13 protein-coding genes are annotated in these 12,689 nt (G+C 44.7%); 6 read left to right on the top strand and 7 right to left on the bottom strand.

What is annotated here, in order from left to right; all coding sequences use genetic code 11:
* Positions 1-180: 180 nt before the first annotated feature.
* Positions 181-582: an acyl-CoA thioesterase gene (locus ACQZ43_RS16150; protein ID WP_430613753.1), complete on the top strand. Its 402-nt coding sequence runs from the start codon at positions 181-183 to the stop codon at positions 580-582.
* A 94-nt stretch (positions 583-676) separates the two neighbouring features.
* Positions 677-1,402 carry a hypothetical protein gene (locus ACQZ43_RS16145; protein ID WP_430613751.1) on the top strand — a complete coding sequence of 242 codons (726 nt, stop codon included), beginning with the start codon at positions 677-679 and terminating at the stop codon, positions 1,400-1,402.
* A gap of 21 nt (positions 1,403-1,423) precedes the next feature.
* On the opposite strand, the gene ACQZ43_RS16140 is transcribed toward ACQZ43_RS16145, so the two are convergent.
* Together ACQZ43_RS16140 and ribD are read right to left on the bottom strand one after the other, a co-directional pair.
* Entirely contained in the window at positions 1,424-2,047 is a 624-nt protein-coding gene (locus ACQZ43_RS16140; RefSeq protein WP_430615715.1) for an IMPACT family protein, read from the bottom strand.
* A gap of 4 nt (positions 2,048-2,051) precedes the next feature.
* Complete coding sequence (gene ribD, locus ACQZ43_RS16135) at positions 2,052-3,089, bottom strand: bifunctional diaminohydroxyphosphoribosylaminopyrimidine deaminase/5-amino-6-(5-phosphoribosylamino)uracil reductase RibD (RefSeq protein ID WP_430613750.1); 1,038 nt, start codon at positions 3,087-3,089, stop codon at positions 2,052-2,054.
* Positions 3,090-3,167: 78 nt separating this feature from the next.
* On the opposite strand from ribD, the gene prmC reads away from it, so the two are divergent.
* A complete protein-coding gene (prmC, locus tag ACQZ43_RS16130) occupies positions 3,168-4,025 on the top strand; it encodes a peptide chain release factor N(5)-glutamine methyltransferase (protein WP_430613748.1) in 858 nt (285 codons plus the stop codon).
* A 165-nt stretch (positions 4,026-4,190) separates the two neighbouring features.
* Here the strand turns inward: prmC and ACQZ43_RS16125 are convergent, their stop codons facing one another.
* Positions 4,191-5,432 carry an ABC transporter permease gene (locus tag ACQZ43_RS16125; protein ID WP_430613747.1) on the bottom strand — a complete coding sequence of 414 codons (1,242 nt, stop codon included), beginning with the start codon at positions 5,430-5,432 and terminating at the stop codon, positions 4,191-4,193.
* A 238-nt stretch (positions 5,433-5,670) separates the two neighbouring features.
* On the opposite strand from ACQZ43_RS16125, the gene hisS reads away from it, so the two are divergent.
* Positions 5,671-7,044, top strand: coding sequence for a histidine--tRNA ligase (gene hisS / locus ACQZ43_RS16120; RefSeq protein ID WP_430613745.1), 1,374 nt, complete (start codon positions 5,671-5,673; stop codon positions 7,042-7,044).
* A gap of 212 nt (positions 7,045-7,256) precedes the next feature.
* Here hisS and ACQZ43_RS16115 read toward each other — a convergent pair whose 3' ends face one another.
* The 4 genes from ACQZ43_RS16115 to recF all read right to left on the bottom strand — a co-directional run bounded on the left by ACQZ43_RS16115 (position 7,257) and on the right by recF (position 11,159).
* The gene (locus tag ACQZ43_RS16115; RefSeq protein WP_430613744.1) at positions 7,257-7,838 is read right to left on the bottom strand and encodes an RNA polymerase sigma factor; all 582 of its coding nucleotides are present in this window, start codon (positions 7,836-7,838) and stop codon (positions 7,257-7,259) included.
* Positions 7,835-8,935 (bottom strand): glycosyltransferase, encoded by a 1,101-nt coding sequence (locus ACQZ43_RS16110; protein ID WP_430613743.1) that lies wholly within the window; start codon positions 8,933-8,935, stop codon positions 7,835-7,837. Before ACQZ43_RS16110 ends, ACQZ43_RS16115 begins: the two co-directional genes overlap by 4 nt.
* 63 nt (positions 8,936-8,998) lie before the next feature.
* Positions 8,999-10,012 (bottom strand): UDP-N-acetylmuramate dehydrogenase, encoded by a 1,014-nt coding sequence (murB, locus tag ACQZ43_RS16105; RefSeq protein WP_430613742.1) that lies wholly within the window; start codon positions 10,010-10,012, stop codon positions 8,999-9,001.
* Between the two features lie 55 nt (positions 10,013-10,067).
* On the bottom strand, positions 10,068-11,159 hold the full coding sequence (recF, locus tag ACQZ43_RS16100) for a DNA replication/repair protein RecF (RefSeq protein WP_430613740.1): 1,092 nt from the start codon (positions 11,157-11,159) through the stop codon (positions 10,068-10,070).
* A gap of 133 nt (positions 11,160-11,292) precedes the next feature.
* On the opposite strand from recF, the gene ACQZ43_RS16095 reads away from it, so the two are divergent.
* A complete protein-coding gene (locus ACQZ43_RS16095) occupies positions 11,293-12,078 on the top strand; it encodes a tetratricopeptide repeat protein (protein ID WP_430613739.1) in 786 nt (261 codons plus the stop codon).
* Positions 12,079-12,087: 9 nt separating this feature from the next.
* Positions 12,088-12,573, top strand: coding sequence for a 6,7-dimethyl-8-ribityllumazine synthase (gene ribH, locus ACQZ43_RS16090; RefSeq protein WP_430613738.1), 486 nt, complete (start codon positions 12,088-12,090; stop codon positions 12,571-12,573).
* Positions 12,574-12,689 lie beyond the last annotated feature (116 nt).

Raw genomic sequence — 12,689 nt, 5'->3', positions numbered from 1 at the left:
TGTTTAGAATTATTATTAAGTTACTTACTAATGGTATTTGGAATAAATACTTCGTCTTTTGGGGATGACAAATATGTGAACAATTTTCTGTAAAAAAAAATGGTTTGCATATTGCATTTTTCAAAATAAAAACGTAAGTATAAAAGTATTTCCGTTTAAAACAAATATAATAAATATAATATGAAAAACTTTGAAATTCAGCTTAGAGTTCGCTATGCGGAAACCGATCAAATGGGCGTGGTTTATCACGGTAATTACGCACAGTATTTTGAGATGGGACGCGTGGAATGGCTTAGAAACCTTGGGCTTTCCTATAAAAAGCTAGAAAATACGGGCGTGATGCTTCCGGTGGTTTCCCTGAGTATGACTTATAAAAAACCGGCTTTGTACGACGATCTCTTAACCGTGCGTACTTTGTTTAAAAGTCAGACTTCTGTCAAGATTGAATTCGATTACGAGATCCTCAATGAAGCGGGAGACTTATTAACAATAGGCAACTCCGTTTTGGTATTTGTAGACATGAAAACCAAGCGTCCCGTCGTGCCTCCAGCCTATATTATCGAACGCCTAAGCAGTCTGTAAATTGTTTTTAATGGTTCGATAAAAAACAGTATTTTTATAGAATATACAGGGAGGTCATTCTCTTTTTATAATTCGATTTATTTTTTAAAACACTATGATGGGGAATACGTATAAGTTTTTGATTTTTTTGGCTTTGATGTGTAGTAATGCGTTTGCTCAGCAACGCATTTTAATAGACGGTCGGGCTAAGGTTTATAAAAGTGGTCAGCAAGTGATACACGTCAAAAACCTGACGACCAACCAGCAACTCAAAAGCGATTTGACGGGCTATTTCTCCATCGAGGTTGGGGAAGGCGATGTTTTGTCGTTTTGGTCCGACGACCTCAAGGGGGAAACCATTACCATAACGCCGGAAATCGCTTTGGCAAAACAGTTGGAGTTGACGCTGTTGAAAAAGGGGCAGAGCTTGGAGGAAATCGTTATTGAAAGCAAGGGTAGCCACGTGGATCCGCTGGGATTGAAGATGAAAAAATACTCCCAGGCCGAGCGTCAATACCTCGCCGAGAGTTATTATCCGTTTAGCCTCACCTCATTTAGCCTGACGCCCATCATCAATATGTTTAACGGCAGGCGCAAGCAACAGCGAAAAGCATTGGACTACGCTCGGGACGATGTGAATTTTCAGTATTTCAAAAAATTCTATCCCGATGAATATTTGATCAAGCGCTTTAATATGCCCAAAGAGTATATCGATGCGTTGGTTTACTTTGTCATTGAGCAACCGGGCTACGACATTATGGAATGGAGTAACCAAGAGGCCAAGGATTTGGAATTGGCTGCATTGGTCGCTAAATTTAAGGAAGCCCATAAGTTGAATTAGTACAACGGCGCAATCAAGCGCCTATTGTGCCTCGTCATCGGTTAGGATGCGCACTTCATACAGCGGTTCAAAGGCGGTCAGGACGCTTTGAAATTCGCTTTTGCGAATCGACAGTGCAATCTCACAACTCATGGCCATGGTTTGGCTGAGGATGTTTAAGTTTTTTTCTTTGATCACGCGCATCACCTTGTTCATGTCTTTGTATTCAAATTGAATGCGAAAGGCGGTATCGATGGTGCGCTCGGATATTTCGCTCTCTTCTAGCGCGAGTTGCGCGGCGGTTTTGTAGGCGGTAATCAAGCCTCCTACGCCGAGTTTTACGCCTCCGAAATAGCGAACGACTACAATGAGTACATTTGTGAGCTCAAAGGACTGTATTTGCCCGTAAATAGGCATACCGGCACTGTTGTTGGGTTCTCCGTCGTCGTTGGCTCTAAAATAGCGCTGGTCGGTTCCCAATTGAAAGGCATAACACCAATGCCGAGCGGCGTGGTGCATTTTCTTTAAATCTTCTAAATGCCTTTTGACGTCGTCTTCGTCGGTGATGGGAAAGGCATATCCGAAAAACTTGCTGTTTTTTTCTTTGAACAAAATTTCTTCGGAGGGCTGTGCCAGTGTTTGGTAGGTGTCTTTTTCCAAGGGTATAACTTTAGGGGTGAATCAGCCAAAGCTGATTGTCTAAAAGGGTGGTTACTGTGGCGTTGTCATAGCGAATCGTCGGTTTTGGGGTGCCTTGTTTTAGGGGGAGTTCGCTCTTGAAAACGCGGGCTTCGTCCCATAATTCGGCATCGATAAAACTTTGAAGCGTTTGGGCTCCTCCTTCTACGACTAGGGAACACAGCTGATGGCGATAGAGTACGCAACAAATTTGCTCGGGCAGGGATTGCGCGAAGTTTACCACTTCATAGTGGTGGTTTTCCGAGGATACCAAGTTGGAATTTGCCGTGATGCAAATGGTTTTTACCGTGCCGTCTTTGACCGTAGACGTGGCGGGTATGCTGCCGTCGCGATCGATATAGATGCGCACGGGGTCTTTGCCGTACCAGTCTCTGGTGGTCAGCGAGGGATTGTCGTCGATGACGGTTTGAGCGCCGACCAAAAAGGCCGTTTCTTCACTGCGCCATTTGTGTACGAGCTGTCGGGAATACGCGTGGGTAAGCCATACGGGTTGCGTTTGTTCGCGCTGGGCAGGGGCGATAAAACCGTCGACGGATTCGGCCCATTTCAGGATGATATACGGGCGTTTTTTTTGGTGGAAAACAAAAAAGCGCCGATTGCTGTGGCGGCATTCGGCTTCCAAAACTCCGGTAATCACTTCGATACCAGCAGCTTTGAGCTTGGCGATTCCCCGTCCACACACCTGTGCAAAGGGATCGATTGTGCCAATGACCACTCGGGGTATTTGCATTTGGATAATCAAATCTGCACAGGGCGGTGTTTTGCCGTAATGGCTACAGGGCTCCAAGCTAACGTATAGGGTGGAATCCTTGAACCACTCGGGATTTTTGACCGAACCAATAGCGCCCACTTCGGCATGTGCACCGCCATAGGCTTGGGTGTATCCCTCGCCAATAATGCGGTTTTTATAGACGATTACCGCGCCCACACTGGGGTTGGGCAATGCGGCAAAGGTGCCCATTTGCGCGAGTTCCAGGCATCGTAAAATATAAGCTTTGTGTGTCTCCAAAATTATAAAACTGTATCTTTGAACAAAATTACGCTTTTTCAATTAAAGAAGCTACTTTGTCTCAAATCGCTCTGCCTTATGACGCTAAAAAATATAAAACACCAATTTGTCGAAACCCTAAAAAAGCTTTATGAACCTGAGGAAATCGAGCTGTTCTTTTACCGCTGCTTGGAGCAATTGGAACAAAAGACCAAGATGGATTTTGTGCTGAATCCGCTAGCGGAAGCCCGGGAAGATACGGGGGTTTTGTGGCAGCGGTATTTGCGTGATTTGGAGCGGGAAAGGCCGTTGCAATACGTGTTGGAGCAGGCTTATTTTTACGATTTGACCTTTTTTGTAACCGAAGGGGTTTTGATACCTCGTCCGGAGACGGAAGAGCTGGTGGAGTGGATTTTACAAACGGTGCCTGCAGACCGACCGCTGCGGATATTGGATGTGGGTACGGGCAGTGGGTGCATTGCGATTACCCTGGCCAAGAAGTTGCCCTTGGCGCATGTCACGGCTATAGACGTGTCGGAAATGGCCTTGGAAGTTGGGGCGAAGAATGCGGTTTTAAACGGTGTAGAGGTGGAATGGGTGTTGCAAAACATATTGGATACGGCGGCTTTGTCGGATTGTTTTGACGTGATTGTTTCCAATCCGCCCTATGTGCGGGACTTGGAAAAGGTCGAAATTCACAACAATGTCAAGGTGTATGAACCGGCTTTGGCGCTGTTTGTTCCGGACCACAATCCGTTGCTCTTTTACCGCAAGATCGCCGAATTGGCCGCAGCGGCCTTGCTGCCCTCGGGCTGGTTGTTTTTTGAAATCAATCAGTACTTAGGTGCGGAAACGCTGCAACTCATCGATGCAGAGCGGTTTGAAGAGCCCGAGTTGAAACGCGATTTTCGCGACAACGAGCGCATGCTTCGCGCGCAGCGGAAAGCGCTGTTGTAAAACGCCGATTCTTTCGGCGATGTGCGCTGCTGCGGTATGCACTATGGCGGATATAGCCCCGATTGAAACGGCATCCTTTTTACAGGGCGTAGCCGGTAAAAAGATACAGTGGAAAGCGGGCGGGGATAGCGGAAAAACCGAAGTCGATATTGCTCCAAAAAAAAATTATTCGTATCTCAGGGCTTCTACCGGATCGAGTCGCGAGGCTTTGATTGCAGGATAGGAACCCGAAACTATGGCCACGACAAAGGTGGTGATGAATGCCGCTATTATGGCCATCCAGGGTATGGTAAACGCAAAGTGGATGACGGTCGATATGCCGTAGCCCGTTGCGATGCCGAGTATGGTGCCAAGCAGTCCGCCCAGTTGTCCGATGACCAGGGTTTCCGTAAAGAATTGCCAGGCGATGGTGCTGCGTTTGGCGCCCAGTGATTTGCGCACGCCAATTTCTCGGGTGCGCTCGGTAACCGACACCAACATGATATTCATCAAGGCAATCGACGATCCCAATATGGTAATGATGCCGATGAGCCAAGCGCTGACATGGAGCATGGTGATTTGCGAAAGCAGGGTCTTAATCAGGTCGTCGCTGCGTTCGATTCCGAAATTGTTGGGGTGTATAGGCGTTGTTTTTCGGATGTTTCTCATGGTGATTACCGCCTGGTCAATACCTTGATTTAACAGCATTTCCTGACGTACCGATACCTTGATTTCGTAGTTGATCGACGGTTGTGTAAACAGGGATCGGGCGATGGGCAAGGGGATGAATACCCGTAAATCTTCATTCTTGCCAAAAGTACTTCCCTTTTCTTTTAACAGGCCGATGACTTTGAATTTAGCCCCTCGTATCGAGAGTGTTTTGCCGATAGGCGACACATTTTTAAAGAGGCCCTTGGCGAAATCCGAACCCAAAACGCATACATAACTGTTGTTGCTAAGGTCAAAATCGGTAAAACTCCGACCGGAAACCAGTTGGAGACCGCTGTTGCTTAAATAATTTTCGTCTGTTCCGACTATCATCACTTCGGGGTCTGTTTTTTGAGCTTCGTGCTTTACTTCGATATTGGAAGCGGCATGAAAGGATATCGATGTCGCCGAGGAGGGAAAGTTGTAGTTGTCCTTAAAAGCTTTGGCTTCGGCATAGGTGATAATCGGATTGGGTTTGCTGTCGTTTTTGCTCTTGGTCATCCGCGCGGCATAGTCGTATTGCTCAATCGTAAAAGTGCTGGCGCCCATAGAGGCAAAGTCCTCCACGATGGTGTTCTTTAAGGCGGATACCACCGATAAAATTCCCACCAAGGCCCAAATACCAATGGCGATGATAAAAACAGTGATAACCGTTCTCAACAATTGGGAGCGAATAGCGCCTAAGGCAATCTTGGTATTTTCTTTTACGAGTCTAAGCATATCTCTATAAGTAGCTGCTGTGTGCGATTTGTTACAGCTGGCGCGCAACAATTGCAGCGATTGAGGGTAAATTTAAAGATAAGTTGCGGTATATGGGGCATAAAAGGATTTATTTGGTGTGTTTTGGATTTTTAATGTCGTTTGAACGGTAAAATTATCTATTTGCACAGTCGGGTTAATCCTAAAAAAAGCAGTATTTTTGTAAGTGAAGTATAATGAAATCAATTAACAAGAAACGATGGCACAGAAACCCAGTATTCCGAAGGGAACCCGAGATTTTTCACCGAGTGAAGTAGCGAGAAGACAGTATATTATTCAAACGATCAGACAGGGGTTTGAAAAATTTGGGTTCCATCCGATCGAGACGCCTTCCTTTGAGAATTATGAAACTTTGATGGGTAAGTATGGAGAAGAGGGCGATCGCCTGATCTTTAAGATACTGAATTCCGGCGATTATTTGGCGAAGGCTGACGAGGCGGTTTTGGCCGGTAAAGACAGTCAGAAGTTGATTCCGCACATATCGGAAAAAGCGCTGCGTTACGATTTGACGGTGCCTTTTGCGCGTTATGTGGTGATGCACCAAAACGAGATTGATTTTCCGTTTAAGCGCTACCAGATTCAGCCGGTTTGGCGTGCGGATCGTCCGCAAAAAGGGCGTTATAGAGAATTTTTTCAATGTGATGCCGATGTTGTTGGATCGAATTCGCTGTGGCAAGAAGTGGAGTTTATACTGTTATACGATACGGTTTTTCATGCTTTGGGAATTCAGGGAACGACAATCAAGATCAATAACCGAAAAATACTGTCTGGCATTGCCGAGGTTATCGGAGCTAAGGACAGTTTGATAGACTTTACCGTGGCTTTGGATAAATTGGACAAGATCGGTGAAGACGGCGTTAAAAAGGAGATGCTCGAAAAGGGGATTTCGGAGGCGGCAATCGATGCTGTGGCTCCGCTCTTTGCCTTGCAGGGCAGTTTTGCGGAAAAACTCGATCAGCTCGAATTGATGTTGAGCAGTTCCGAAGAGGGGATGAAGGGAGTTGCAGAATTGCGATTCGTATGCGAGAAAGCGCTGGCCGCTGGATTGCAGTCCGCTCATTTAAATTTAGACGTTACCCTGGCTCGCGGTTTGAATTACTACACCGGTGCTATTTTTGAAGTGGCTGCGCCCGAAGCGGTACAATTGGGTTCTATCGGTGGTGGTGGTCGCTACGACGATCTTACCGGAATTTTTGGACTTAAAAACGTCAGTGGTGTCGGGATTTCTTTCGGATTGGACCGCATTTATTTGGTGATGGAAGAGTTGGGCTTGTTTCCGCCGGCGGTGCTTGCAGCGTCTAAGGTGATTTTTCTCAATTTGGGTGAAGCCGAAATGGACTATGCCTTTACGGCTGTGGTAAAAATGCGTCACCTGGGTATAAAAACCGAGATATATCCCGATGCGGCAAAAATGGGTAAGCAATTTCAATATGCCGATAAAAAGGGGATACCGTACGCGGTTATCGTCGGATCGGATGAGATGAGTCAACAAAAATATACGTTAAAGCACTTGGGGTCGGGAGACCAGCAGGTATTGACATGGGATGAAATGATAACGGTGTTGCAAGCGTAAAGACCTTGGTTTTTGGTGGTACCGTAGATATATAGGCGAGTCATTTGCCGATTTAGCAGTTGTGAACTCGTTTCGCAACTGCTTTTTTTATGGAAATCGCGTCCATAAAGGCCGTTGTTAGCCAGCAGGCGTGTCGGTTTTTGTCGATGGATAAACGAGGTGGTAAGTCGGCGGTCGGTAGATGAGGTATTCTGCCGCGCTAAAACACGGTCTTATTCCACGGTGTTGTTGCGGTAGTAAATGATGATTTCGAGGAGGAGCTTTCGCGCGCGCAACAATTTGATTTTGACGTTGTTTAACGGTTCTTCGAGTATCTCTGCTATTTCGTTATAGCTGAGTTCTTGAAAATAGCGCAATTGAATGACTTCCTGATAATGGGGTTTCAGTTGCTTGATCAGATTGAGCAGGGTGTTGAGGTTTTGCTTGCGAATGAGTTCGTCTTCTACAGAGGGCGACTCGTCGGCGATGTTGTTGTAATATTGGTTTTCGTCGTCGTTGATTTCTAGGAAATGGGAGTTTTTTCTCTTGCGAATCAAATCGATATGCACGTTTTTGGCAATGGCGATGAGCCAGGTGTTAAAAGCGAACTTGGCGTTGTACGTTGCCAGTTTGTCAAAGGCCTTCGCAAAGGTTTCAATGGTGATGTCTTCGGCGTCTGCTTCATTGCCCGTTCTCTTGAGTATAAAATTAAAAACCTCGTTCCAAAAATGATTTAGAAGAAAGGTAAAAGCGATCTGATCTCCTTCAATCGCTAAAGAGATATGGTTTTCTAAAGACTCAAGAGGTATTTTCAATTTTTCTTAGGTGAAAATAAATGACTAATAAACACGATACTTTGAGTAAATGTATGAATAAACTCTAACGCGGGAAACCAATAGCTAATATCTTTTTCATTAAATTTTTTAAAGGTTTTGCTCATGTAAATCCAAACGACCAAATAGCGAAACAATAAGATGGCTAAAACGATCATCCATTCCACTTGAAAAGCGAATAAAATACTCGCGCTAATCAGCAGGCTGATTTGGGTAAAATTAAAGAAGCGAATCTTTAACTGATCGCCGAGTCCGAGCAGTGCGAGTAGTTTGTTTTGATGGGAGATTGCCGCGGTCCAATTTTTAAAACGGTTGTCGACTGTGGTGGTGGTGAATCCCATAGGGGAGTCGCATATAGTGGTGTTTTTTGAATGCGCAATTTGATTGATAAACAGCACATCCTCGCCATAAGGGAGGTTCATGTGGTCTATAAAACCGTTTACGCTAAAGAATTCTTCTTTTTTATAGCCAAAATTCCGACCGGTTCCCATAAAGGGTTTGCCCATCAGCGTCCAGGAAAAAGTGTGTAGGGTTTGCAGGGTTTGCTGAAAGCGAAACAGCTTGTTGGTCCAAGATTTTGCTTTGGGCGCAATGCGAGCATGTCCCAAGACTATGGTTTTATGCAGGGTAAATTGGGCGCTGAGGTTCATGATCCACTGTGGGGAATCGGGATAGGAATCCGGTTCTACAAAGAGGAGGTATTCGTTTTTTGCCGCCTTGATACCCAGGGTAAGCGCGTATTTTTTATTGCCCCAAAAGGCTTCGTTATTGATAACATCGACAATTTTTATATGGGGATGATTGGCGGCGTATTCCTTCATCAAATCCAGCGACTCGTCTGTGGAGGCATTGTTGATCAGTACGATTTCAAAATCGGGATAGGATTGGCTAACCAAGATGGGAAGCAGCTTTTTTAAGGGCTCCACTTGGTTTTTAACGCAGACCAATACCGAAACCGGTATGCGTTTAGGCGTGCTTTTCTGTGTTTGACCAAAGGTGATCGGACCAAAAACAGAGATGTAATACAGGATTTGTGTCAGCACAATTCCAATGAAAATATAAAATAGAATCGTTAGCATAAGGGCGATTTACGTTTCAAAATAAGGAAAGCAAATGTACGGTTTTACTAGGGATTTTGACTACTAAAAAATATTTACTTCGGCGCAAATTTTAATGTTAAACTTTTCGGAAACCCGGGCTTGTATCGCTTCGGCTAATTGGGCGATTTCCGCTCCGGTAGCCTTGCCGTAATTGACTAACACCAAGGCTTGTTTGTCGTGTACACCGGCATCGCCAAAGCGTTTTCCCTTAAAACCGGCTTGTTCTATAAGCCAGCCTGCGGGAACTTTCACCGTTTGCTCGTCAACGGTATAGAACGGCATTTCGGGATGCACCGCTTGCAGTTCTCGGAATTGTTCTACGGAAATCACGGGATTCTTAAAGAAACTACCGCTGTTTCCGATTTCTTTGGGATTGGGCAATTTGCTTTCTCTAATGGCGATGACCGCCTTGCTGACGTCTTGAATGCTGGGCTGGGCGATTTTTTGCTCCTGCAATGCCGCTTTTATGGCTCCATATCCGATTTGCAGCTGGTGATTTCTCTTGCTGAGTTTAAAGACGACCGACAACACGATGTATTGGTCTTTAAATTCGTTTTTAAAGATGCTTTCCCGGTAATCAAAAGCGCATTGGCTATTGCTAAAGGTAACCAAACTCAGGTCTTTGAGGCGCAGTGCTACGCATTCTACCAAGTGATCTTTGACTTCCACGCCGTAGGCGCCGATGTTTTGTATGGGGGTGGTGCCCACTTGTCCGGGAATCAGGGAAAGGTTTTCCAGTCCGCCCAAGTCGCGTTCCAGGGTCCACAAGACAAATTCGTGCCAATTCTCGCCTACTTGTGCCTCTACCCAAGCAAAGTCGTCGTCTTGACGCAGTATGCGTTTTCCCTTGATCGCCAGCTGAATTACCAAGGCCTCAATGTCTTTGGTGAGCAGCATATTGCTGCCGCCACCGAGAAAAAAGAGGGCCTGATCGCTATGGGTTTTCAATATAGACAGCAGTTGCTCTTGTGTTGTAGCTACGATAAAGCGCTGGGCTTTTACGTCGATGCCAAAAGTATTGTAGTCTTTTAAGGAAATGTCGGTAGCTGGAATCATGATGGTCAAATCGTTTTAGTCGCCAACAAAGATAAGATTTCTCGGTTTGAAATATTTAAAATTGGCGGTCAATTTTAAATATTTCAAACTCCTGGTCAATGCTGTTTAGCAGGCGTTCTGTACGGTCTTCGTGGGTATCGGAAATAAACAATTGTCCGAAGGTTTCCTGATGTACCAGTTCGATGATCTGGCGAACGCGGTCTTCGTCGAGCTTGTCAAAGATGTCGTCAAAGAGCAATATGGGCGCCACGCCGCTTTGCTTTTTTAGGAAGTCAAACTGGGCGAGTTTTAAGGCGATTAGAAAGGATTTTTGCTGTCCCTGAGATCCGAATTTTTTGATGGGGTGTTCGCCGAGTTCAAAGGCGAGGTCGTCTTTGTGAATTCCGGTGCTGGTGTATTGCAAGACGCGGTCTTTGGAGAGGTTGTCGGAAAACAATTCCAAGGCCGACTTGTCAAAGAGCTGACTTTCATAGCGCAATTGGACCGTTTCTTGTTTTTGGGTGATCTGTTCGTGGTAGCTGTTGAAAATCGGGGTAAAGGTGTCGATAAAGGCTTTTCTCTTTTCAAAGATCGGTTGGGCGAGCAGGGCAAGGCGTTCGTTATAGACCTCCAAGGTGGCCGATTCAAAAGTGTGGTTGAGCGCAAAGTACTTCAAGAGGGCATTGCGCTGTTGGATTAATTTCTGATATTGTATGAGCTGCTGCAGGTAATTGGAGTCGAGTTGTGAAATAACGCTGTCCATAAACTTGCGGCGCATTTCGCTGCCTTCGGTAATTAGGTCGCTGTCGGAGGGGGATATGATCACTAAAGGTATAAAGCCAAAGTGGTCGGAAAAGCGCTCGTAGGCTTTGCCGTTTCTCTTGAGCGACTTTTTTTGTCCTTTTCGAAGGCTGCACACCAGGTGTTCCTCGCGCTGTTCTTTGTCGAAAACGCCGTCGATTACAAAAAAATCCGTGCCGTGTTGGATGTTTTGCAACGCGATGGGATTGAAGTAGCTCTTGCCATAAGCCAGGTAGTAAATAGCGTCTAGGACATTGGTTTTGCCCACGCCGTTTTTGCCGATAAAACAGTTGATTTTTTTGTTAAAATCAAAATTTTGATCGCTTATGTTTTTGTAATTGAGTAGGGTTAACTTTTTTAAATACACGCTAGAAGTGTTCTTTTAGGATTGGAAGTGCTTGTTTTTTCAATTTTGCTGCAAATTATCAAAAATATCAATAGAAAGCACTTTTATATTTCAATAAAAATCCTATTTTTGCCACTCATAAAATTTTTAGTACATGGCAACTTATAATAAAAGAGGTTATAAAGCACCGAAACCAGAAGAAGAAAAAGAAGCGGGTGAGTTTGATCAATTCAGCCAAGTAAATGCGCAATCGAGCACTACGGCTGATGTATTCAATTCTTTGGATAAAGGGGCTTCTAAAATGGAAGGCTGGGTAGCTAGAAACCAAAAGTATATTTTTGGTGCTGTTGGGGCAATAGCTTTACTTACTGTAGGATATGTTTTGTACGATAAATTCGTAGTTGAACCTAAGAATGACGAAGCTGCTAACGAAATGTTTCAAGCGCAAACTTATTTTCAAGAAGCAACGACCAATGCAGTAGCTAGTGATTCCTTATATAACTTAGCCCTTAAAGGCGGAGAAGGCAAATTGGGATTTATCGGAATTACAGAAACGTATTCGGGCACTGAATCGGCTAATTTGGCTAATTACTATGCGGGAATGGCATATTTAAACCTGGGAAAAAACAAAGAGGCTATAGCGCATTTAGAGCAGTTTAAATCTAAGGATATGCTATTGGGAGCTTTGGCTTTGGGGGGTATAGGTGATGCTTTTTCTGAATTGAACCAAAAGGAAGATGCTTTTGAGTTTTATCAAAAAGCGGCAGCTGCCAATAAGAATGATTTTACCTCGCCTCGTTTTTTAAACAAAGCAGGCATGGTCGCTTTGGATTTGGGTAAAAAAGAAGAAGCGTTGAAATTGTTTAACGAAATTAAAAACAACTATCAAACATCTGCAGAAGCCAATACGGTAGACATGATGATTGGTATGGCACAATAACGACTTATTATGGCGACGGCAAATAAAAATCTTTCGGAATACAATAAGGCGACTTTGCCTGATGCAAAAGAATTTACGGTTGGTATTGTGGTTTCGGAATGGAACGATCAAGTGACCAACGGTTTGTTTGCAGGTGCTCAAGCGGCCTTGTTGGATTGCGGTCTGTTACCGGAGAACTTGGTTCGCTGGGATGTACCGGGAAGTTTTGAATTGATATTCGGAGCTAAGAAAATGATAGAAACCCTAGAGGTCGATGCCGTAATCGTAATCGGCTGTGTGATCAAAGGGGAGACGATGCACTTTGAATTTGTTTGCGAAGGCGTAACCCACGGAATAAAGGATTTGAATCTGATTTCGGAGGTACCGGTTATCTTCTGTGTATTGACGGATAACAACGAACAGCAATCCCTGGATAGAAGTGGAGGAATCCACGGGAATAAAGGTACAGAAGCCGCAGTAGCTGCTTTGAAGATGATTGCCCTGAATCAGCAATAGGCCAGCGCATCGCCTGGAACGTAACTTTTAAAAAACCTGTAAGAAACTCTTTTACAGGTTTTCTTTTTTTATATAATATTTAGTAAAACCCATCTTTAGAAAGCCGGTATTTATTC

The sequence above is a fragment of the Flavobacterium sp. JP2137 genome (assembly GCF_050562195.1).
Lineage (GTDB): Bacteria > Bacteroidota > Bacteroidia > Flavobacteriales > Flavobacteriaceae > Flavobacterium.
The sequence above is the reverse complement of the archived record's forward strand: the minus strand, read 5'-3'. Positions and strand labels throughout refer to the sequence as shown.

Excerpts from the sequence above, each read along its gene's own strand:
- ACQZ43_RS16145 (WP_430613751.1), top strand. The coding sequence starts at position 677 with ATGATGGGGAATACGTATAAGTTTTTGATTTTTTTGGCTTTGATGTGT.
- ACQZ43_RS16125 (WP_430613747.1), bottom strand. The coding sequence starts at position 5,432 with ATGCTTAGACTCGTAAAAGAAAATACCAAGATTGCCTTAGGCGCTATT.
- ACQZ43_RS16150 (WP_430613753.1), top strand. The coding sequence starts at position 181 with ATGAAAAACTTTGAAATTCAGCTTAGAGTTCGCTATGCGGAAACCGAT.
- hisS (WP_430613745.1), top strand. The coding sequence starts at position 5,671 with ATGGCACAGAAACCCAGTATTCCGAAGGGAACCCGAGATTTTTCACCG.
- ribH (WP_430613738.1), top strand. The coding sequence starts at position 12,088 with ATGGCGACGGCAAATAAAAATCTTTCGGAATACAATAAGGCGACTTTG.
- ACQZ43_RS16110 (WP_430613743.1), bottom strand. The coding sequence starts at position 8,935 with ATGCTAACGATTCTATTTTATATTTTCATTGGAATTGTGCTGACACAA.
- murB (WP_430613742.1), bottom strand. The coding sequence starts at position 10,012 with ATGATTCCAGCTACCGACATTTCCTTAAAAGACTACAATACTTTTGGC.
- prmC (WP_430613748.1), top strand. The coding sequence starts at position 3,168 with ATGACGCTAAAAAATATAAAACACCAATTTGTCGAAACCCTAAAAAAG.
- ACQZ43_RS16095 (WP_430613739.1), top strand. The coding sequence starts at position 11,293 with ATGGCAACTTATAATAAAAGAGGTTATAAAGCACCGAAACCAGAAGAA.